The organism is Acinetobacter gyllenbergii (genome assembly GCF_001682515.1).
Taxonomy (GTDB): Bacteria; Pseudomonadota; Gammaproteobacteria; order Pseudomonadales; family Moraxellaceae; genus Acinetobacter; species Acinetobacter gyllenbergii.
In genome coordinates, this window is sequence record NZ_KV575261.1 from 730,262 (window position 1) to 752,046 (window position 21,785).

Below are 21,785 nucleotides of genomic sequence, written 5' to 3' on the forward strand. Positions count from 1 at the left end.
CCAATCTCGGATGATTGAGCTAACAATGGTCTTATATTCCCCACAAAAACTAATGTGTACGTTGATATGAGGATAAATGCGTATGGGGACTATGTTGTATTGTGTTCAAGCTGCTTTCAGCATCTTGAACAATTTTAAGTAGTTCTTGGCGTTTTTTTGTTTGAGCATCCACATAAGCGACATAACCCAAAATGAGCACCAAAAAGGTCAAGATGATCGTAATTTTAATCTTCATTATTATTATCTCTATTATAAAGTTTTCTTTAATGCTAACAAAAAAGAAGAGAAACGAGAACAAAAACACATATTAAAATCACAAATGATAACTACATCACAATTATATAGTTATTTTCATAATTTATTTGCTTAATTTTTACTCAATCAAATATTAGAATATTCCAGTTTTTTTTGCAATAACTTTTTATATAATTCAATAAGATAGATATAAACTATATCTTTGTAATAGAAAAAACTGTTCATTTTCAGCAGCTAAAAATAGGAAAGCACTTTTGTCTAGACAAAAGTGCTTAAAGTCACAATAACGTATTTAGATTAGAACTGGTAGTTCAAACGCACCAAGAAGTTGCGTGGCGTACCTGGCATTGTATTTGATCTCCAATACACTTTATCTGTTAAATTACTTACCGCTAAGGTCGCACCCCAATGTTCTCCTTTATAACCAACGGCAGCATCGAAACGAGTCCAACCATCAATTTTTGTATCGGGATTATTAGAAATATTGGTATAAAAAGAGCCATTGTAGGTCGCCCCAATCTCTGTATAAATATTATCCAATGGCAAATAACGGATAAATAAATTACCAGTATTTTTGGCTGTATTAGCTAAATAATGTCCTACATTCTCTGGCCTTACTTTATCTTGTTTAACGTCAGCATCAGTATAACCATAGCCGCCACGCACAAATAGATTATCCATCATACGACCGATAAAACTAAACTCCGCCCCCTTAGATTGATGTTCCCCTCCAACCACATATAATGATGGCTCATCATCTGGATTCGGACGGTAACGAATATTTTTCTTACGGATATCGAAGACAGAAAATTGAGTACTTAAACGATCATCGAGCCAATCGCTTTTTATACCTATTTCATATTGTTCATTATATTGCGGTTCAGCATTGAATGTTTCTAAGTCAACCGTCCCACTAGTAAAAGGAGAAAGCCCAGCACTTCCACCAAATGGTGCAAAACTTTTACTATAGGATGTATATAAACTTTGACTGTCAATTGGCTGCCAAACAAATCCTATATTGGGACTAAATGTTTCCGCATCAATTTTAACAGTTGCTCCATAAGTTTGAGATATAGTAGAAGTATCGCGCGTAGAAACTTCATATTGATCATAGCGAGCACCAAGCATCATTTTTAATGTTGGTGTTAATGAAATCAGGTCTTGTACAAAAAATGCTAAACTATCATTATTTTGGTGCGTATAAGAAGTTTCGATTGGCCTACCATTAACTCGATCAAATGATGATTGATAATCTCTTGGATTGTAAGGATTAATTAATTGATAATACAATCCTGCTTTATCGCCACTTGAATAGTTGCCTAACTTCGGCTCTCGGTCTTCATGTGACCAATCTGCACCGACCATCAGTTGGTGTTCTAATTTCCCTGTATTAAACTTACCCGTAATATCAAAGGTATTCGTTGTTGTTTTATTCATGGTTTCTTGCCAAGCATATGATTGCTTGATGTAACCTGGTTTGCAGCCTTTTGTACTATCAGTACAATAACTTCCACCAAAGAAGTTATCGAAATCTTGATTCGCTTGTCGATAACTTAATGCCCAATGGAACTTCCAATCTGGCGCAAATTCGTATTTTAAGTCAGTACGTACTGTTTGTAATTCATCGATAATGAAATCCGATGAGGTTGCAAAACCTGTTTCTCTCAAGATATTTTCAGGGAAACGACTTAATACCGAAAATGAAGGCCCTCGATCTGGAACACGATCTAATTTGTCATAGGTATATTCTGTGGTCCAAAGTAGTTTTTCATCATCACTACGATAAGTCACACTTGGTGAAAACATAGATTGCTTTGTACCAATACCTGAACGAAAACTATTGGTATCAGACTTCTCTCCAACCAAACGTACAGCCCAATTATCATTGACCACTTGATTAATATCTAAAGTACCACCAATATTCTCATAAGATCCGCCATAAACACCAACAGAACTCTTTGAATCAAAATTAGCAAACTTGGTGACCATGTTCACGACACCACCGCCTGCACCACGACCATAAAGTACAGACGCAGGCCCTTTTAAAATCTCGATACGTTCTACATTGGCAGTACTACGACGTACTTGCCCCCCTTCACGCACACCATTACGATAAATATCACTGGTATCGGCACTGAACCCACGAATCATAATGCCATCGCCACGTGTATCATATGTGGTAGTTACACCTGGCGTCCCTTGTAGCATGACACTAAGATCATTAGCCCCATAAATTTTATATTTTTGCACATCAATGGTATCGATGGTCTGCGGGATGTCTTTTTTCTTGAGGCCATTACGAGTCACGCTTGCCTGATCATAATCAATATAGCTTTTGATCGGATCAAGCTCACTCATTGCTTCAATTTTAATGGTCGGCATCACTGCCGTTGGCGCCGCTGCCTCACTGGCAAAAGCATACTGTGCTTGCAACAGCATCATGCTTAACAAGCTAAATTTAAAAATAGGCTTGTGATGCATATTTAAAGGTAAAGAACGCATAAAATTTCTCAAAAAAACTCAGACAAAAATTAAAAAAATATTAAAAATAAAAAAACGCTACAATTTTAATAAAAATCATTCTCATTTTCATCATTTTTTGCATTAATTTTTAACTTAATAGGCCATTTCTTATGCATTTAAAATTTATGCTTTATTCTCATCTTCAAACCCAAGCTTGAAAATAATTTTTAAATCTTTGAGTTCTTAGGAGTAAATTCCATTTTTCTACACAATTTTACATTAGGCTACACGGAAAATAATTTGATCATTTTTTGGGGTTTGATAATGAAGAATACTATTTCTTATGGAAAGTTGAGTGTACTCAGCTCAGCCTTACTCAGTATAAGTGCATCCATTTACGCGACCGAACCCCAGATTAAGCCACCCACTTCAACGTCGACAGAATCAAGCACACAGCTTTTACCAACTCTTTCATTCAAAGCTTCTGCAGAACCCCAAAAAGCCAAAGATGATGACATTAGTGCGGTACCGAAAACTATCATTAGCCGTGAAGAAATGCTGCAATACGGCGACCAATCTGTGATGGATGCTTTAAGACGCGCTGCTGGATTTCAGATCCCTGCTTTTGGCCAAGGACCACGCGGTGGTAGTGGTGCTTCAGGCATGCGTTTTCGTGGTGGCGGAGCACCCACCTTTTTAGTCAACGGTGAACCAGTGCAAGGTGGTCCTCGTGGTGGGATGTCCGTCATTGATACCATTACGCCAGAAATGATTGAACGTATTGAAGTGATCAAACAACCGAGTGTTGCCCAAGCCTCAGTTGCATCCTCCGCTGTCATAAATATTATTTTAAAAGAGCCATTAGATACCCGCTTAAATGGAACAGTAAAATTAGGCTACGGCTTACGTGATAATGGTGAACAACAATCAGAGCGCAAACAAATCAACATTCAAGCAGACGGTCGTGAAAACCAGTGGTCCTATAGTGTCTCTGCCAATCAAATGTGGATAGACAATACCTCAATGACTAAAACAGAAACAGCAACAGGAACGCGTGAACAACTTCGTACCACTAACCGTACCATGCAGATGTTTTCCCCTCGCTTACAATATGATCTGGATGATCAACAAAAATTGATTGCTGAATTGTTCTATCGCAATATCAAAATGGACGGCTATTCAGCCAATCAAACTCAAGATGACAAAAATGATAGTATTCGCTTAAACACCCGTTATGAACGTAAAGATAAAGACCTGAGTGATAAAATCCGTTTGTCTGTTGAACGTCAGACGGAAACCCAACTCACCCGCTCGCCACAAAATACAATTTATACCGATGAAACGGTAAATGAGTATGGTCTTGCCTATGATGGGGTTCGTAAATTAGATAAAGACCGTCAAATTAAATTTGGTTTTGATACACGTAGCAACGAACTCGATAGTAATGTGAGCAAAAGCCTTGATGAACAACGCTATGCTGTTTATGGTGAGGGTAGCTGGCGTTTTACCGACCGCCAAACCATCACTGTAGGTGCACGCCAAGAATGGTTAAATCGTTCGGGCTTGGTTGATTACCAAGATCAACATTTAAGTCCTGTTTTGGCATATCGTTTTGACCTAACCGAGCAATGGTCGATTCAAACCAATTTAAGCCAAGCGTTTAAAAGTCCGAATACCGATCGACTGATTCCGAATGTGACTGTCTCTACAGATACTGATGCAGGTAGCTTGAATAATCCCGATCGTGGCGGCAATCCCAATCTAAAACCAGAAAAAATTCGTGCGGCTGAATCTACCCTCGCCTATGACTCTGCCAGTGGTGGTCTGAGTTTAACGGCCTATCATCGTGAAATTAAAGATTACATCGAGAAAGTCATCTCACTTGAAGGTACACGTTATGTGGAGCGCCCACAAAACCAAGATCAAGCGACCACCTATGGTGTTGAATTGTCTGGACGCTATGCACTCAAACAAACTGAAGCTGGGCATTCATTTATGCTCAATGGACAAGTCTCAACGATTCGCGCCAAAATTGAAGATGAACAACACCGTGAACGTTTAGCCAGTGATGTTGCACCTTATAATACCAGTGCGGGTTTATCGTATAGCTATAAACCATGGCAACTCTCGACCAGCGTGAATGTGAGTTACACGCCTGAATTTACCCGTGCCTTAGATAGTCAACCCTATGATCGCACCACCAATGAACGTTTCAGCTTAGATCTCAGTGCAACCAAACGCTTTAGCCATGGCTGGGCAGCGAGTCTTAATCTCAACAACGTCTTGAGTACCCATTATAAGGAACGCTTAACCAACCAAGCCGATGGGAGTCTCTATCAGGCAAGAACCAATGAAAGCATCCCTTCCTTCCAATTTTCATTGGAGAAGAAGTTCTAATTTTCCTTGGCTTTAAAATCATTGAAACAACTCAATCAGTACAGGCATAGCTGACTTGAGTTGTTTAAAAATAAGGATTAAACCAAACGATTACAATCATTTATAATTCTAATGCTATGATACAATCAAACTTACCCTCCAGAATTTAGAACACAATGAGAGCCGAATTAAGAGCCAAAATTATTCATGTCTGCAATGAAAAAATTGCCAAAAAAGGCGAAAACGTCGGGCTTTCTTTTTATGCTTTCTTTGCCAATAAAAATGATGATCCTGAACTTCTCATGGAGGCTGCCCATTGGTGGATCATGGCGCATCGACTGGATCATTTTGAAAAAGCCAGCAAGATTAAAGCACTGGTTTTAGCTGAATCCGATTAATAGACATCGCGTTGATAGCGCTGTTGTTGTTTAAGTTGCTCCAGCAAATCAAGACCTAAAACCTCTTTTAAGACCTGATCAACGCCACCAGCCATTCCCTTGAGGCTACCACAGACATAAATTGCTGCGCCTTGCGCAACCCAAGTCTGTAATCGCGCCGATTGCTCTTTTAAACAGTCTTGTACATAGATTTTTTCAACTTGATCACGGGAAAATGCATAATCCACCTGATCAAGAAAACCATGTTGCTGCCAATAATGAATTTCAGCTTGATAAAGATGATCGAATTGCTGCTGTCGTTCACCAAAAATCAGCCAGTTTTGCTGATAACCCCAATGTTCTCTTTGGCGTAAATGTGCCAGTAAACCAGCAATCCCCGTACCATTACCAATCAAAATCAAAGGTCTAGCATCATGCGGTAAATGAAAGCTTGGGTTATGACGAATATGAGCTTGTAAAATTTGGTCTCGCTGCAAGCCTTGTGTCAGCCAGCCAGAGCCTAGACCCAGACCTGTTTCCGTATATTGTTGCCTAACGACCAGCTCAATAAAGCCATTTTCAGGCAAACTGGCAATCGAATACTCACGCTTGGGTAAGCGCTCAAATTGGGTTAACCATTGCTGAAAAGACTGCTCTACTTTGGTTGGTAATTTTCTTAAATTCAAGGTGCTTAATTGAGCGATCAACTTAGCATTTATTGGCTGATGCTGTGATTGCAAAAACGCCTCAATATCATCCAGATTGTTTTCGCATTGGATCTCTAAAATATCACCTGATGACCAAACCAAGTCCTCATCCCCAATCAATTGAACTTTATAAATCGGCTCACCAATACTGCCTTTATTTAAACACTGCCGATGTGCAAACTTGAATTGCAGCACCCGTTCTGAATGGGTTAAATCACTGAACTGTATTGAGGTCAGCTGTTCTAATCTATTTAACCAGTGTTCTAAATCACGGCTCTTCATTTGATCCACTAAAACTGTATCAAATAAAGGCTGTGCCTGCTGTTGAAGCAACCATTGTTCCAATCGCTGTCCAAATTGACAGAAATTAGCATAGCGCCGATCTCCCAAAGCCAGCACTGCAAAGGATAAATGGGATAAATCTAAGTTTTCGCTAAAGCACTTATTCATAAAGGATTGTGCACTATCGGGTGCATCCCCCTCACCATAGGTACTCACCACCCATAAAATTCGTTGCTGTTGAATTAGATCATCGTGGCTCAGTTCCTGAATATTTTTGACTAAGACTTGATCATCCAGCAAACGTAATTGTTCCGCGGTATGTTTCGCCCAAACTTCTGCATGTCCCGACTGACTGGCATAGACCACCAAATAAGCTGGATGCTGTTGTAAAGAAGTTTTTGACTGTCTTTGCTGACCGTACAACCACGCAATCACAAAAAGATGTAGACCCAATAATATTGCTAAAATTGCAATAACGATCAGTACGGCTTGAGTCATGACTTCACCTTAAATGGCAAACCAAATGAGTAAAATAATCGTCAATAAACTTGCCGCAGTTAAAAGCAAATGGGGAATTAAACGCGTTTTAATGGTCAAAAATAAGATATAGCCCGCCAAAGACAGTAAAATAATGATGATCGCACTGATATCAATCAACCAGTGCCATGTTGCACCGACATTTTTACCGCGATGTAGATCATTGAGCAGTGAAACCGTGCTTGCGGGCTTCTGCGTGATTTCCACTTGACCTTCATCCATCAACACCCATAGGTCTGTTGAACCCGCAGGGCTCTCCAAACGAATCATCACTTCCCCATCCATCACTTCACTACTTTTATAACGCCCAATCAGCGGCTGCTTGTCTCGAACAAAATCTAGAATCGCCTGAGTTGGATTTTCTTGTTTTTGGATCGCACTGACAAAAGCAGCGGGTAAAGTGAGTTTTACAATTTGTTCATCGTTAGATGATTTAAACCAATCGGGATTATTCAACAATAATCCAGTTGCTGCAAAAAAAATCAGCACAATGAAAGCAAAGGCAGATAGCCAACCATGCACATAACGTGCATGGCGGTAAAAATCACGGCGTTGATACAAGAGACAAGCCTCATGGAATGAGTGAGCTTTTAATTAAGCACCACGTTGAAAGTTTAATTTCAGTGTACCAATTTCAGCCTGCGCTGGAAGTGTTTTGTTCTGTGCTTTAGGACCCACTTCTAATTCAAAGCTTTGATAGGAATGATCACCATGCTCACGCGAGGTTTCAATATGGATTAAATATTTCCCCGCATCAACCATCTTACCTGTCTCATCTTTACCATCCCAAGCCAAGCGATATTGTCCAGGCTGACGCGATGGCTTAGCCACTGCATCTAGATTTGGCATTTGACGACCATAGCGACGCCACCACACATAATTTGAATTGATCCATTTCTCATCTTTACCCCAAACCGCAAGGGTACGCACCAATTTTTTATCACTATCCGTGACCCACACTGAAACATAAGGCGCACGATAATTATCAACAGCAAGCTTAGGAATATTGACTTCAACTTGTGCCTGATAGCCTTTAGGCCAAGCCGTTGCTGCGCCATTGCCTGCGACATGACGCATGATTGCAGCTTGATTGGCATCTAATAGTGTAGACCAGCCTGAACTTTGGTAAAGACTACCATCAGCCGCAACCAATTGTGCTTCAAATCCAACTAATTGCTCAATCAGTTGCATCCCTTCTTGAGGTGACATGGCCGTTAAAGCGGTTGCCAAAGCATCTGCATCCGCAGCACACTGTCCAACCACCACACATTGTTCAATGGTTTGAATCGGCATCCCCGTTTGTGGGTTGAGCAAATGCGATTGACCTGCCAATGAACGATAACCCTGACCACTCAATGCCACTGCTTGATCTTTAATATTCAAAACCTGTGCTGGTGCGGCATTATCAAAACGCTCATTTGGGTTTTGAATGCCAATTTTCCAGCCTGCTTGTTGGGGGGATTGGCCCCACACCCGCATATCACCGCCAATATCAATCAATATTCCTTGTAAATGTGGTACCGCTTGTTTTGCTGCAATCAAGGCACGATCAATCACATAACCCTTGGCATAAGCATCTGGTGCAATTTTGACAGCTGAATCGAATTTAATCTGTTTGGTTTCTGGGTTTAGCTCAATACTTTGGGTTTTTAATTGACTTAAAAGTGCTTCTTGGGTTTGGTCATCTAGGTTTTGTACCTGATGAGTTTGCTCCCACAATTGAATCAATTGACCTAAACGTGCATCAAAACCACCACAGGTCGCACTACGCCATTGTTCACATGCTGCAATTACTTCATACAGTTCAGAGGAAGCTTCGATCTGTTGTTCACGATTGAGTTGACTAATTTCACTGTCATCACGCCATACCGATAAAATCTGATCCAGACGTGCCACTTCATGCTGAATAGCCTGTAATGCCTTTTCTGCATCTTTTTGATCTGCCGTGGTCACCACCACATCCAAAGAAGTCCCTAGAATATGATCTTGATGAAAGCTATAACTTGGCGTTTGAACAGGTGCTTGTAGTATCTGAGGGTCTTTTACAGTCGCTTCATTGGCCTGAACTATAGTCACTGGAGACATGAATACAGCGATGGCTGCCATCAACGGAGATAAACGAAAAATGATGTGAATTGGGCGAAAAATTTGTTGCGTTGATGACATCGTTAAGCTTCCATTTTCTAAGATTTACCTAAGCCAATACATAAGCTTTATGAAAAGCAAATGGCTTGGTCTCACGCATAAATTACAACCAAAATAACATGAAAGTGAAATCATTTTATTTTCAATAAAATCAAAAACATTCTATTCACTTGAGATACACATTAGGGAGAAAAATAACGTGTTCATCTATATATGTCTAATGGCATAAAAACGATTAAAAATTTATCGAAATAATATTGCAACTGATACTCGTTATCAAGTAGATTGTAGCAATTCTTTTGCATTTTTGTTTATTTCTCTTTTAAGGAATTCTTCATGCGTCATCTGCTTACTATTGCTCTATTTTCTGCGCTACCAACCCTCAGCTTTGCCCATACAGCAAGCCCTTTTTTATTGCCAGAAGTATTCGACAGTAAAGCGGATAACGTGAGCTTCCAAAGCGGAATCACCATTGAAAAATTTTTTGTCGCAAGTCGTAACTTTAAAACAGATTATCAACTCACCACTCCCGAAGGTAAAACGGAAACCATCAAAGCAGCAGCCGAATTAAAGAAATTCAATATTGCTGAAGCTAATTTAAGTACAGATGGCACTTATCGACTTCGCACGCTAAATGCGACCGGCAACCCAACCAAATATGCATTGATTGATGGCCGTTGGTTACGTGTTCGCCCACAACGCCCTGCCAATGCAAACCCGATGCCGCCACAAGGCAATAATGCAGAACAAAAAGCACCTCAAGCACCAGCAAATCAACCACCCCGTTTTATTGCTGAAGACCAAATTCCTGCTAATGCAAAAACTGCTCAAACCATCAACACCTATATCGCTGAAAGTTTTGTCACCAAAGGCAAACCAAGCGCTGTACCTAGCGTGAGCAACAAAGGCTTTGAATTTAAGTTCCTCACTCATCCAAATGAGTTGTTTGCAGGTGAATCTTTTAAAGCACAAGTGCTCATGGATGGTAAGCCTGTTCCAAATCTAGAAGTTGATGTCTTTAAAGGTGCCAGCAGCTATCAACCGAATGCGAAGCGTGATCAGCCCCATGTAAAAACCAATGCCAAAGGTGAGGTTGAAGTAAAATTCAGTGAAGCAGGGATTTATCTGATCACCACGAGTTATCCTGAAGCCAATAGCGACAGCAGCAAACAGCCTATTACACAATCTTATACCTATAGCGTAACGGTTGAAGTCACCGAATAAACAGATTCAATAAGGTACTTATCACAGCATAAGTACCTTCGCCCCTTAGAATTAACTCAATCCATTCCTATCTTAAAAAGAACAGCGTATATTATTTTAAAACACCTCTTTGCCCTGTTTTATGACTTCAAGAAAAACCTCTGATGCAGGCATCTTTCTATGGATGGTTTACCAAACCATGCAAAAGATGGATCTCGATGCTGCCGCTATCTTTGCCAGTGTTCATCTGCCCGATCAACCACCTGATAAATTTGTACGGCGTGATAACGCAACTCAGCAGCGCTTTTGGCAAGCTGCTGAAGAAATCAGCCAAGATGCTGATATTGGCTTACATATTGGTGCGAATGTGCCACCATTTCGCGGACAAGTGATTGAATATCTTTTTCTCAGTAGCCCAACATTTGGAGAAGGTCTCAAACGAACCATTCGATATCAGGCCTTACTCACCGATGCTATGTCTTTTAAACTCAGAATTAATGAAGACAATACTGTTTATATTTCAGGTCTCAATCATCCAATAAGACATTATCTGGAATGTGCGATTGGGATTTTACTCAATTTCTTTAAATACATCAGTGATGGAACTTTTAGACCAACTGAAATTGGTCTGCCTTATCTAAATGGCGCGCATCAAGAAAAATATCAAAAAATATGGGGATGTCCAGTTAGACTCGGTCAAAGTAATGGCTACATTTGCTTTGATGAGACACAATTAACAATACCCTCTGCTGCACACGAACCTGAACTGTTAAAAGTACATGAACATCATGCTGCCTCACAGCTTGAGCTACTGAACAAACACCAGCTTATAAACGAAATCGAAAAAATCTTGGCCAGTGGTTTATTAGAATCTGGCGAATTTGATCAGAACATCATTGCTGAGCATTTAGGACGTAGTGCGCGTAGCTTAAGAGCTGATTTACAACTGTTAAATACCAGCTATGAAAAAATCATTGCTCATTATCGTGAACGTCTGGCACGGCGACTGCTTTCCCAAACTGAAGAAAGTATTGACCAGATTGTTTATCTTACCGGTTTTTCTGAACCCTCCGCTTTTTCAAGAGCATTTAAACGATGGACTGGGGAAACACCAACGGCATATCGTCAACGTAAACAAGTTTAAATTGATTTAATAGGCTGATAAAAGCTGCCAGATAAGTCAAAAGTTTTAAGCCATTCTTTTCTAAAATCCGATCTATGTTAGACGAGGTAATCCAACATGATCGGTTTTCCAGTAGGTGTTTTTGTTGCTAATGGTATGGAATGGTACTTTCACAAAGTCTGGTTACATGAATTTCCAAGCAAGAATAGAAACAGTCCATTCTTTACCCATATTGCTCACCATAAACGCGCTCGCTTAAATGGCTTTCATGATGAAGGTTATGCTGAGTCGATGTTTAAAAATTCTGAAATGTACAATGAAAAATCGGCACTCATCAGCCTAGCGGCTGCATCCACCATTTTTCTACCAGTTGCACCCTTCTTTACTGCAGGGCTTTACTATGGCATTTGGAATTATTGGAAGGTGCATGCCAAATCACACCTCGATCCAGAGTTCGCTAAAAAACGCATTCCTTGGCACTACGATCACCATATGACCAGCAATCAGAATGCGAACTGGTGTGTGACCAAGCCTTGGTTTGATTACATCATGGGAACGCGAGTGATGACCAATGTATCTGAGACTGAAACCAATCCATTGGCAATCAACATGCCAAAGTGGTTAGAAAAAAAAGTAAATCATGTAGCACGTCGCTTGTTGCCAAAAGCGTATGCTCAAATTGATGCCAATACGCAATTTGATCAGCAAAATTTAAAACAAGGGATTGAGATTAGCTTATAGCTAGCCTAGCGTGCAGATCAGACAAGAAACCGAGTATCTCAATCACTCGGTTTCTCTCTTACTGTATTAAATTACTACCAATCTCGAGTTGCGATAATTTCCTCTTTATCAGCATTCTCAAAGCCATAAGCAGCAGCAATAACATCAAAGTCTTGGCCAATAGCTTCTCTGGCAGCCGTTTCTATTTCACTCTCCTGCTCCCAAAACTCTTCTTGTAATTCATTAAATTGCTCAGTGGCAGCATGCGTTAGTTTATATAACTCGGCTAATGTCTTCGGTTGAGTTTGTTCGATCTGCTGACATAGTGAAATTAGGATTTGCTCACCTTTCTTGACCAAGTCATTTGGAAAATATGAATCGGCATACATATCCACCAAAAAAGAATAGTTCGCCATTTTCTGATTACTAAGCTGCATTTATTTTGATCCTCTTCTTAATATTATTTAATAAAATTAACATATATTTTTATAATAACTCAACCATTAAGGTAAGATAATTTAATAACTTCAGCCTCCTCTTATTCAAAAAAGATTTAAGATTCTGGCTGAGGAAAATTGAGTAAAGAAAATTAAAATTGCATATAAATTAGGGTTTAATGCGAACTTGTTTTAGATAATAAGTTTAGGATCAACACCCCACTCATAATCAAAACAATGCCAACAATTCCCCAGACATCCAGTTTTTGATCAAAAACAAACCATGCGACTGTGGTAATCAACACGATTCCAACACCAGACCAAATCGCATACGCAATTCCAACAGGAATAGTTTTCAAGGTCAAAGACAAGCAATAAAATGCAATTACGTAACCCACCACAACCACGATAGACGCTACAGGTTTAGTAAAACCCTCACTACTTTTTAAGGCTGATGTCGCAATCACTTCTGCAGCAATGGCAATGAATAAAATAATCCAGTTGTTCATTTACTCATCTCCCTCAATCAAACACAACCTAACAGAATTTGTATAGCAGAAAAAAACACCCTTTTATAAAGGGTGTTTTTAACATTAACGGCCACAGACGAAGGCGGCAATTATGCCGACTTTTTCGCCATATTATTTTTACGGATCGTGATCATCAATAACTGTACCGCAGCTGGTGTTACACCTGGGATACGGCTTGCTTGTGCTAAGGTTTCAGGGCGAACAGTGTTTAACTTTAATGTGATCTCACGTGATAAACCTGAAATACCCTCATATTCAAAATCAGCAGGGATTCTAGTTTCTTCAAGACGTTTTAATTGAGCCACATCTTCATGTTGACGATTAATATAACCTTGGTATTTCACCGCGATTTCAATCTGCTCACCCACATGCTCAGACACTTCTGAACCTGTTAATTCAGCAATTTGGCTAAAATTGATATTTGGACGTTTCAGCAAATCGATGGCACTACACTCTTTACTCAGATCAGCACCGGTCATTTCGACGAATTTTTTACCCATTGGGTTATTTGGCGCCGCCCATAAATGCTGTAAACGAGACGTTTCACGCTCAACCGCTTCCATTTTTTCGCTATATGCAGCCCAACGTTCATCATCAACTAGACCAAGTTCACGGCCAATAGAAGTTAAACGTTGATCGGCATTGTCTTCACGCAACATCAAACGGTATTCCGCACGCGAAGTGAACATACGGTACGGCTCTTTGGTACCCAATGTAATCAAATCGTCAACCAATACCCCCATATAAGCTTGATCACGTTTTGGTGTCCATTCTTCTTGTTCCCAGGCACGACGTGCCGCGTTTAAACCCGCAAGCAACCCTTGTGCACCCGCTTCCTCATAACCGGTAGTCCCGTTGATTTGACCAGCAAAGTACAGATTTTGAATCGCTTTGGTTTCAAGTGTGAATTTTAATGCTTGTGGATTGAAATAGTCATATTCAATCGCATAACCTGGACGTAGAATATGTGCATTTTCCATACCACGGATTGAACGAACCAAATTGAACTGCACGTCAAATGGTAGAGAAGTTGAAATTCCGTTTGGATAAAGCTCATGGGTATCTAAGCCTTCTGGTTCCAAGAACACTTGATGTGAATCTTTATCAGCAAAACGATGAATTTTATCTTCAATTGATGGGCAATAACGTGGACCAACACCCTCAATCACACCGGTATACATTGGTGAACGATCTAGACCACCACGAATAATCTCATGGGTTTTTTCGCTGGTATGCGTGATATAGCAATTCACTTGTTCAGGATGCATAGAAGCATCCCCCATAAATGACATCACTGGAGATGGGAAATCACCCGGCTGTGGTGTCATGACAGAAAAATCGACGGTGCGGGCATCAATACGTGGTGGAGTTCCCGTCTTTAAACGCCCAACAGGTAATTTCAGCTCACGCAAACGATGCGCTAAAGCAATTGATGGAGGATCACCCGCACGGCCACCACTTGAGTTCTGTAGACCAACGTGAATCACGCCTCCCAAGAAAGTCCCTGTCGTCAATACCACTGTTTTGGTATCAAAACGGATACCCATTTGGGTCACAACACCTTTAACAGTATCGCCTTCAACAATTAAGTCGTCTGCAGCTTGCTGGAAAATATCCAGATTCGCCTGATTTTCTAAAGTATCGCGAATCGCTGCTTTATAACGTACACGGTCCGCTTGCGCACGTGTTGCACGGACAGCCGCACCTTTACGAGAGTTTAAAATACGGAATTGAATACCACCTTTATCCGCAGCAAGTGCCATTGCACCACCAAGTGCATCGATCTCGCGAACAAGATGTGATTTACCAATACCACCAATTGCTGGGTTACAGCTCATCTGCCCCAAAGTTTCAATGTTATGCGTTAACAATAATGTTTGTCTTCCCATACGTGCCGCAGCAAGCGCTGCTTCCGTACCAGCGTGACCGCCGCCAATTACGATAACGTCGTAAACTTTAGGATAGTGCATAGTGGTAAATGTGTATTCAAAAAATGACAGAGCATTATACAGGAGTTTTGCATTAAATTGCCAAAAACCGTCAAGATAGTTGAGGATTGCAACTCCCTGTTCTGGCTACAGAACATACAAAAAGAAACCTTATGTTGCATTTTTCTCTTAGACGGCACACAGCGATTCATCACTATTAACTTGAACACCACTGTTTTATCTGCCCAGTTTCTTATTCTAAAAAGTGTATAAAAAATACTTTAGGACAATGATATGAACTCAAAGCTTTTATTTTCATCTCTTATTTGTAGCCTATGTTTTAGCGTAGCTGCGCATGCAGATACCAAAGCTAGCCAAGACCAACAGGCCAAAAAATATCAACAGGTCTGTAAAGGCAAAAAACAAGGTGATCCAGTTTCATTTGCATTTAAAGGCGTTGTTTTCAATGGTTCATGTGAGCCAAATGAAGCGGGTAAGTTAGCATTCCAACCACCAACACCAGCATCTAATGCGACCGTCGAGACCCAAAGTCGCCTTTCTGAAACACAATCGGCACCTCGTCCAGTCAGTAGCGCACCTGTAGACAATAGTACTGCGCCTATGGAAGCGCCTCCTATGGCTCCTACACCGCCAGTAGCGCCTGATGTCGAACAAACTGCACCTTAATGCAGAATAAACAAATGATATAAAAGAAGGCCAAATTTGGCCTTCTTTTATATAAAAACAATATAATAGATTGCATTAGGACAAAATATTTCATCTTAAAATTGTAATCTGTCTACTTTATAATCCCTTTAACAAGCATGAATCTATTACAATAAGCACAAATACATTTATTTAGGTTTTCCTGTGAACTGGCTACAAATTCATATTACTGTTGATCAAAACCAAGTCGAACTGACCGAAACATTACTCCTGTCATTAGGCGCGGTGAGCGTGACTTTAGATGATGCTGAAGACCAAGCTTTGCTTGAGCCATTACCTGGAGAAACCCCGCTTTGGAATAAAGTTATCGTCACGGGGATTTACCAACAAGAAGAAGATGACCCAATTGATGTCGATACTTTAGAAGCTTTCTTAAAAGGCCAACTTCCTGATGTACCTATGCGCCATGAATATCTGGAAAACCAAGTTTGGGAACGCGCGTGGATGGATTATTACGAACCAATTCAAATTGGTGAAAAATACTGGATCGTACCAGAATGGTTAGAACCCCCTGAAGCGGATGCAACCAATATCAAGCTAGATCCAGGTCTGGCTTTCGGTACTGGCAACCATGCCAGCACTTTCTTGTGCCTGCAGTGGTTAGGTAAAACCGATGTAAAAGACAAAGTTGTCATCGATTATGGTTGTGGTTCAGGCATCTTAGGTGTTGCGGCTTTACTATTGGGTGCTAAAAAAGTCTATGCGACTGATATTGACCCACAAGCGGTACTTGCGACTAAACAAAATGCAGAATTAAATGGTGTACTGGATCGTCTTTCTGTAGGATTACCCGAAGAGTTTGATCAAGAATTTAAACCACAACAAGCAGATGTCCTTGTCGCCAATATTTTAGCGGCACCTTTAATGGCACTTGCGCCTGAATTCTCAACTTTAATAAAAAATGAGGGCGAGTTCGCACTTGCTGGTGTAATCGAAGAGCAAGTTGCTGATGTTTCTAGTGTTTACTCACAGTTTTTTGATATATTAGAGATCGAAAAGCGTGAAGAGAACTGGTGTCGCATTTCAGGAAAACGTAAAACAACAATTTGAGAACATTGTTACTTATGAGTGAAAAACAAACCCGCTGCCCTAAATGTTCAACTGTGTACAAAGTGACCCTTTCACAACTCAGTGTTGCACAGGGTATGGTTTGTTGTCCAAAATGCGTCATTAACTTTAATGCATTAACCAACTTATTAGAAATAGACAGTGAAGCGATTCCGACACCTGTCAATCGCTCACTTTTTTCTTCAATTCAACCTGACAGCTCCTTTGCAGAAAAGCAAATGCAGATTTTGAGCATCTTTGATCAGAAAATTGAAAACTCAAATATTGATTTATTGACCTACCTCAACAACCTCAATTATTTCAATACCGAGCCTGTTACCGCCCTCCCCAATTTAAATCTTTCAGAAGATACTTTACTGATTGACCATGAGAATAATGAGAAGCAGCATGGGTGGATGTATTACACCTTATGGGGTGTTGGCAATATTGCTTTGATTTTAGTTTTTGCTTTTCAGATTTTGTGGTTCAACCCAAAACTCATGCACGAAAGCCCTGCACTAAACCAGATGTTTAATTATGCCTGTGGTATTTTCTCGTGCCAAACCAGCAATGAGCAATACAAATATCTCAGCTTTGAAAAAGTAAAAATTAAGCGTGGCGAAAAAGACGCAACTGTTTTTTCGGGCGTACTTTTAAATCATCACGAGAATAGTGTAGTACTCCCTTCTATTAAAGTCGTGCTCAAACAAAATGATGAAGCTGTTTTTAATGTACTACTCAAACCACAAGACTATTTGGTTGACAGTTTAAAAACGATTCAACGCATTCCATCAAACAGTCCATTTCGCTTTGAATTTAGCCTTCCGAAAAGCAAAAATAGCTTCAATGACTATAGTTTAGAATTTGTACAGCCCTAAAAGATCAAAAAAGTGACAAAAAAACAAAAAAAAGTGCAGTTAATTTGCTCACTTTTTCGCTGACAGTGGTATGATACGCGCCACGAATGCTTTGACCTACTTACTCCTCGTAATTTACAGACAATAAAATCGTTAAACGAACTGTGCTTCTATCCCATAAGCGCATTGTTGGTTTTTTTGTTTTTAAAAGTAGGCGGTAACAAATATTTAACTATTGTTACGCTTATTTTTTACACAATTCGAGGATTTGTGGCAAGCTAATAGTCCTTTTGTTTTAGAGTCACTGTTTTAGGATCTAAAACAGGGCTCAGTAATTTAGACCACATTTATATTACTTTACCCAAGTGATATTTTGATTTTTCGGATTAAAACGCATGAATAGCAAATCTCCTATTTTTACGGCTCAATCTGATGTCGCTCTTCGCATCCATGTAGATCGCGCAGTTCGTCATTATTTTGCACAATTGCAAGGTGAGCAACCATCTCAAGTTTATGACATGGTTTTAGCAGAAATGGAGAAACCTCTTTTATCTGTGGTCTTAGAATATACTCGCGGCAATCAAACACGTGCCGCTGAGATTTTAGGCCTTAACCGCGGAACTTTACGCAAAAAGTTAAAAGCTCACGGTTTAATGAGTGAATAATTGATAAAATGCTCACGTTCTCGTGGGCATTTTTTTTGCCTTTTATTTTCAATCTGTAGACTTCAAACTGTTGACTAAAATCATGACTATCAAACGTGCTTTAATCTCTGTTTCCGATAAAACTGGAATCGTTGAATTTGCTCAAAATCTTGCAGCTCTAGGGGTAGAAATTTTATCTACGGGCGGTACATATAAGTTGCTTAAAGACAACAATATCGCCGTAGTAGAAGTTTCTGAACATACAGGTTTTCCTGAAATGATGGATGGTCGTGTAAAAACACTGCATCCTAAAATTCATGGAGGCATCTTAGCGCGTCGTGGTCTGGACGAAGCGGTGATGCAAGAACACAATATCGATCCGATTGATCTAGTGATTGTGAACCTGTATCCATTTGCAGCAACTGTCGCAAAACCAAACTGTTCTCTTGCAGATGCAATTGAGAATATCGACATCGGTGGCCCGACCATGGTCCGTGCCGCAGCAAAAAATCATGCTTCAGTCGGTATTATCGTAAATGCTTCTGACTATGATTCAGTTATTGCTGAATTAAAAGCCAATGGTGGCTTGTCTTATGAAACACGTTTTGACTTGGCGGTAAAAGCGTTTGAGCATACAGCACAATACGATGGCATGATCGCCTCTTACCTAGGTGCACGTGTAGGTAAAGCAGAAGGCGAAGCAGATGTGTTCCCGCGTACCTTCAATACACAGCTAAATAAAGCACAAGATTTACGTTATGGTGAAAACCCGCATCAAAACGCAGCTTTCTATGTAGAAGCCAATGCCAAAGAAGCATCTGTTTCAACTGCGAAGCAATTACAAGGTAAAGAGCTTTCTTATAACAATATTGCAGATACTGATGCCGCACTTGAATGTGTGAAATCATTTGCAAAACCTGCTTGTGTGATCGTTAAACATGCAAACCCTTGCGGTGTTGCGGTTTCATTAGATGGTATCAAGGCAGCCTATGATCTTGCTTATGCAACCGACCCTGAATCAGCATTCGGTGGCATCATTGCATTTAACCGCGAATTAGATGCTGCAACTGCACAAGCGATTGTAGATCGTCAATTTGTTGAAGTGATTATCGCTCCAAGCATTGCGGATGGCGTACTTGAAATTACTGGCGCGAAAAAGAATGTCCGTGTGCTGGTGTGTGGAGAACTTCCTGCGATTGATGCACGTACAGCACAACTTGACTATAAACGTGTAAATGGCGGTTTATTGGTTCAAGACCAAGACTTGGGCATGATCACCAAAGATGATCTTAAAGTTGTGACCAAGCGTGCACCAACTGAACAAGAAATTGATGACCTAATCTTTGCTTGGAAAGTGGCAAAATATGTGAAATCGAATGCGATTGTTTATGCCAAAAACCGTCAAACCATTGGTGTAGGCGCTGGTCAAATGAGTCGCGTTAACTCGGCACGTATTGCTGCGATTAAAGCGGAACATGCAGGCCTCGTGGTTGAAGGTGCTGTCATGGCATCTGATGCATTCTTCCCGTTCCGTGATGGTATTGATAATGCAGCTAAAGCTGGCATTAAATGTATTATCCAACCAGGCGGCTCAATGCGCGACGAAGAAACCATTGCAGCTGCGGATGAAGCTGGCATTGCCATGGTGTTCACAGGTATGCGTCATTTCCGTCACTAAATGATCTGAGTCTCAACGCAATCCCCCTAAATCCCCCTTTAAAAAAGGGGGACTTACTTTTTCACTCGAATAAGCTTGCTCCCCTCTTTCTCAAAGAGGGGTTTGGGGGAGATTCAGAGGGACTTTTTTATTCTGAACAGGTATATTCTTAGATACTGAAAAAGGGAAATAACTTAATAATGAATATTTTAGTTTTGGGTAGCGGTGGCCGTGAACATGCACTTGCATGGAAAATCGCACAAGATGCAAAAGTCACTCAAGTATTTGTTGCACCAGGTAATGCCGGCACTGCAACTGAAGACAAATGTATCAATGTTGAACTCGATATTTTAAACAATCCAGCGATTATTGAATTTGCGAAGGCAAATGATGTTGCTTTGGTGATTGTTGGTCCAGAAGCACCATTAGTGAATGGTGTGGTGGATGCAGCACGTGAAGCTGGCTTAAAAATCTGGGGACCAACCCAGTACGCTGCACAGCTTGAAGGCTCAAAGGCATTTGCCAAGCACTTCTTAAAACGTCATAACATTCCTACCGCTTTTTATGACGTATTTACTGAAGTTGATGCGGCTAAAGCCTACGTTGAACAAAATGGTGCACCGATCGTAATTAAGGCTGATGGCCTAGCTGCTGGTAAAGGCGTGATCGTGGCAATGACCAACGAAGAAGCTTTTGCTGCGATTGACGATATGCTTGCAGGTAATAAGTTTGGTGAAGCAGGCTCACGTGTTGTGATTGAGCAGTTTCTTGCGGGTGAAGAAGCCAGCTTTATTTGCATGATTGATGGCAACAACATCTTGCCGATGGCCACCTCACAAGATCACAAACGTATTTTTGAAGGCGATGAAGGTCCCAATACTGGCGGTATGGGGGCTTACTCTCCTGCTCCAGTCGTAACCGCAGAAGTCTTTGAACGGGTCATGAATGAAGTGATGCGCCCTACCGTTGATGGTATGGCAGCAGATGGTCATGTTTATACTGGCTTCTTATATGCTGGCTTAATGATTGATGAACAAGGTCAACCGCGTGTGATCGAATTCAACTGTCGTTTTGGTGACCCAGAAACCCAACCGATTATGATGCGTTTAAAATCGTCTTTGGTTGAATTAGTTGAAGCTGGTATTGCAGGTCATTTACCAAGCGAAGCTGAATGGGATGAGCGTAAATCAATTGGTATCGTACTTGCCGCTGGCGGTTATCCTGAAACGGTTCGCAAAGGCGATGTGATTTCAGGTCTTGGTCAATCTCCAGAAGACACCAAGATTTTCCATGCAGGTACTGCAATGAGCGCAGATGGTCATGTGATTACTGCTGGTGGTCGTGTACTGTGTGTAACAGCACTGGGTGATACCGTACTTGAAGCACAAATCAATGCATTAGAAGTATGTGGTCAAGTCACCTTTACAGGTATGCAATACCGTAGTGACATCGGTTACCGTGCCATTGCACGTGAAAAAGCTGAATAAGCCACTTCAAGCCAAAAAGCCTTCTTCGGAAGGCTTTTTTATTCCTGAAACAGCATAAAATCAACTTCTATATTCATTATTTAAATATAAACTTCAGAAAAATATATATTTGTTATTTAATTGATCCATCTTTTTAAGTATTTTAGAAAATTTATAAAACTATCATCCATTTATATTTACTTAGCACATAATTTTCTTCAAATAATCAGTCTCTTATACGCAATGGTACAATTCTCCCCTCTATAACCCATACTCAATTATTGATATGATTGCCCCAATTTTAG

19 protein-coding genes are annotated in these 21,785 nt (G+C 40.5%); 11 read left to right on the plus strand and 8 right to left on the minus strand.

Features of this window, described 5'->3' with window-relative positions; all coding sequences use genetic code 11:
• Window positions 1–49 precede the first annotated feature (49 nt).
• Window positions 50–235 (minus strand): hypothetical protein, encoded by a 186-nt coding sequence (locus tag NG55_RS03645; protein ID WP_016540951.1) that lies wholly within the window; start codon window positions 233–235, stop codon window positions 50–52.
• 317 nt (window positions 236–552) lie between these two features.
• Window positions 553–2,757, minus strand: a complete 2,205-nt coding sequence (locus tag NG55_RS03650) for a TonB-dependent receptor (protein ID WP_065342361.1) — start codon at window positions 2,755–2,757, stop codon at window positions 553–555.
• 285 nt (window positions 2,758–3,042) lie between these two features.
• Between NG55_RS03650 and NG55_RS03655 the strand changes: the two genes are divergently transcribed.
• Complete coding sequence (locus NG55_RS03655) at window positions 3,043–5,115, plus strand: TonB-dependent receptor plug domain-containing protein (protein ID WP_065342362.1); 2,073 nt, start codon at window positions 3,043–3,045, stop codon at window positions 5,113–5,115.
• A gap of 155 nt (window positions 5,116–5,270) precedes the next feature.
• Complete coding sequence (locus NG55_RS03660; RefSeq protein ID WP_065342363.1) at window positions 5,271–5,492, plus strand: DUF6500 family protein; 222 nt, start codon at window positions 5,271–5,273, stop codon at window positions 5,490–5,492.
• Here the strand turns inward: NG55_RS03660 and NG55_RS03665 are convergent.
• From NG55_RS03665 to NG55_RS03675, 3 genes are read right to left on the minus strand one after another with little or no spacing between them, the layout of a single operon-like run.
• Window positions 5,489–6,958: a sulfite reductase subunit alpha gene (locus NG55_RS03665; protein WP_065342364.1), complete on the minus strand. Its 1,470-nt coding sequence runs from the start codon at window positions 6,956–6,958 to the stop codon at window positions 5,489–5,491. The two genes, NG55_RS03660 and NG55_RS03665, sit on opposite strands and share 4 nt — an antisense overlap.
• A 9-nt stretch (window positions 6,959–6,967) precedes the next feature.
• Window positions 6,968–7,558: a PepSY-associated TM helix domain-containing protein gene (locus NG55_RS03670; protein ID WP_065342365.1), complete on the minus strand. Its 591-nt coding sequence runs from the start codon at window positions 7,556–7,558 to the stop codon at window positions 6,968–6,970.
• Window positions 7,559–7,591: 33 nt separating this feature from the next.
• On the minus strand, window positions 7,592–9,163 hold the full coding sequence (locus NG55_RS03675; RefSeq protein WP_065342366.1) for a DUF2271 domain-containing protein: 1,572 nt from the start codon (window positions 9,161–9,163) through the stop codon (window positions 7,592–7,594).
• Between the two features lie 315 nt (window positions 9,164–9,478).
• On the opposite strand from NG55_RS03675, the gene NG55_RS03680 reads away from it, so the two are divergent.
• The 3 genes from NG55_RS03680 to NG55_RS03690 all read left to right on the plus strand — a co-directional run bounded on the left by NG55_RS03680 (window position 9,479) and on the right by NG55_RS03690 (window position 12,209).
• On the plus strand, window positions 9,479–10,366 hold the full coding sequence (locus NG55_RS03680; protein WP_065342367.1) for a DUF4198 domain-containing protein: 888 nt from the start codon (window positions 9,479–9,481) through the stop codon (window positions 10,364–10,366).
• A gap of 121 nt (window positions 10,367–10,487) precedes the next feature.
• Entirely contained in the window at window positions 10,488–11,489 is a 1,002-nt protein-coding gene (locus tag NG55_RS03685) for an AraC family transcriptional regulator (RefSeq protein ID WP_065342368.1), read from the plus strand.
• 96 nt (window positions 11,490–11,585) lie between these two features.
• Complete coding sequence (locus NG55_RS03690; RefSeq protein WP_065342369.1) at window positions 11,586–12,209, plus strand: sterol desaturase family protein; 624 nt, start codon at window positions 11,586–11,588, stop codon at window positions 12,207–12,209.
• Between the two features lie 74 nt (window positions 12,210–12,283).
• Here the strand turns inward: NG55_RS03690 and NG55_RS03695 are convergent, their stop codons facing one another.
• The 3 genes from NG55_RS03695 to mnmG all read right to left on the minus strand — a co-directional run bounded on the left by NG55_RS03695 (window position 12,284) and on the right by mnmG (window position 15,125).
• Window positions 12,284–12,625, minus strand: coding sequence for a DUF5713 family protein (locus NG55_RS03695; protein ID WP_065342370.1), 342 nt, complete (start codon window positions 12,623–12,625; stop codon window positions 12,284–12,286).
• 176 nt (window positions 12,626–12,801) lie between these two features.
• Entirely contained in the window at window positions 12,802–13,134 is a 333-nt protein-coding gene (locus tag NG55_RS03700) for a DMT family transporter (RefSeq protein WP_065342371.1), read from the minus strand.
• 110 nt (window positions 13,135–13,244) lie between these two features.
• The gene (mnmG, locus tag NG55_RS03705) at window positions 13,245–15,125 is read right to left on the minus strand and encodes a tRNA uridine-5-carboxymethylaminomethyl(34) synthesis enzyme MnmG (RefSeq protein WP_016164204.1); all 1,881 of its coding nucleotides are present in this window, start codon (window positions 15,123–15,125) and stop codon (window positions 13,245–13,247) included.
• Between the two features lie 252 nt (window positions 15,126–15,377).
• Here mnmG and NG55_RS03710 point away from each other — a divergent pair, with 252 nt between their 5' ends.
• From NG55_RS03710 to purD, 6 genes are all read left to right on the plus strand, one after another.
• Window positions 15,378–15,770 (plus strand): hypothetical protein, encoded by a 393-nt coding sequence (locus tag NG55_RS03710; protein ID WP_016540943.1) that lies wholly within the window; start codon window positions 15,378–15,380, stop codon window positions 15,768–15,770.
• 183 nt (window positions 15,771–15,953) lie between these two features.
• Window positions 15,954–16,859 (plus strand): 50S ribosomal protein L11 methyltransferase, encoded by a 906-nt coding sequence (prmA, locus tag NG55_RS03715; RefSeq protein ID WP_016540942.1) that lies wholly within the window; start codon window positions 15,954–15,956, stop codon window positions 16,857–16,859.
• A 14-nt stretch (window positions 16,860–16,873) separates the two neighbouring features.
• The gene (locus NG55_RS03720; RefSeq protein ID WP_023270286.1) at window positions 16,874–17,734 is read left to right on the plus strand and encodes a DUF3426 domain-containing protein; all 861 of its coding nucleotides are present in this window, start codon (window positions 16,874–16,876) and stop codon (window positions 17,732–17,734) included.
• A 374-nt stretch (window positions 17,735–18,108) separates the two neighbouring features.
• Complete coding sequence (fis, locus tag NG55_RS03725; RefSeq protein ID WP_001086304.1) at window positions 18,109–18,378, plus strand: DNA-binding transcriptional regulator Fis; 270 nt, start codon at window positions 18,109–18,111, stop codon at window positions 18,376–18,378.
• A gap of 82 nt (window positions 18,379–18,460) precedes the next feature.
• Window positions 18,461–20,035, plus strand: coding sequence for a bifunctional phosphoribosylaminoimidazolecarboxamide formyltransferase/IMP cyclohydrolase (purH, locus tag NG55_RS03730; RefSeq protein ID WP_016540940.1), 1,575 nt, complete (start codon window positions 18,461–18,463; stop codon window positions 20,033–20,035).
• Between the two features lie 179 nt (window positions 20,036–20,214).
• Entirely contained in the window at window positions 20,215–21,501 is a 1,287-nt protein-coding gene (gene purD / locus NG55_RS03735) for a phosphoribosylamine--glycine ligase (RefSeq protein WP_016540939.1), read from the plus strand.
• The last annotated feature ends 284 nt before the right edge of the window (window positions 21,502–21,785 follow it).

Coding starts and splice junctions, on each gene's coding strand:
- NG55_RS03645 (WP_016540951.1), bottom strand. CDS start 235: ATGAAGATTAAAATTACGATCATCTTGACCTTTTTGGTGCTCATTTTG.
- NG55_RS03665 (WP_065342364.1), bottom strand. CDS start 6,958: ATGACTCAAGCCGTACTGATCGTTATTGCAATTTTAGCAATATTATTG.
- NG55_RS03680 (WP_065342367.1), top strand. CDS start 9,479: ATGCGTCATCTGCTTACTATTGCTCTATTTTCTGCGCTACCAACCCTC.
- NG55_RS03695 (WP_065342370.1), bottom strand. CDS start 12,625: ATGCAGCTTAGTAATCAGAAAATGGCGAACTATTCTTTTTTGGTGGAT.
- NG55_RS03720 (WP_023270286.1), top strand. CDS start 16,874: ATGAGTGAAAAACAAACCCGCTGCCCTAAATGTTCAACTGTGTACAAA.
- purD (WP_016540939.1), top strand. CDS start 20,215: ATGAATATTTTAGTTTTGGGTAGCGGTGGCCGTGAACATGCACTTGCA.
- NG55_RS03690 (WP_065342369.1), top strand. CDS start 11,586: ATGATCGGTTTTCCAGTAGGTGTTTTTGTTGCTAATGGTATGGAATGG.
- NG55_RS03655 (WP_065342362.1), top strand. CDS start 3,043: ATGAAGAATACTATTTCTTATGGAAAGTTGAGTGTACTCAGCTCAGCC.
- mnmG (WP_016164204.1), bottom strand. CDS start 15,125: ATGCACTATCCTAAAGTTTACGACGTTATCGTAATTGGCGGCGGTCAC.
- fis (WP_001086304.1), top strand. CDS start 18,109: ATGAATAGCAAATCTCCTATTTTTACGGCTCAATCTGATGTCGCTCTT.
- NG55_RS03700 (WP_065342371.1), bottom strand. CDS start 13,134: ATGAACAACTGGATTATTTTATTCATTGCCATTGCTGCAGAAGTGATT.
- NG55_RS03675 (WP_065342366.1), bottom strand. CDS start 9,163: ATGTCATCAACGCAACAAATTTTTCGCCCAATTCACATCATTTTTCGT.
- purH (WP_016540940.1), top strand. CDS start 18,461: ATGACTATCAAACGTGCTTTAATCTCTGTTTCCGATAAAACTGGAATC.
- NG55_RS03660 (WP_065342363.1), top strand. CDS start 5,271: ATGAGAGCCGAATTAAGAGCCAAAATTATTCATGTCTGCAATGAAAAA.
- NG55_RS03685 (WP_065342368.1), top strand. CDS start 10,488: ATGACTTCAAGAAAAACCTCTGATGCAGGCATCTTTCTATGGATGGTT.
- NG55_RS03650 (WP_065342361.1), bottom strand. CDS start 2,757: ATGCGTTCTTTACCTTTAAATATGCATCACAAGCCTATTTTTAAATTT.
- NG55_RS03710 (WP_016540943.1), top strand. CDS start 15,378: ATGAACTCAAAGCTTTTATTTTCATCTCTTATTTGTAGCCTATGTTTT.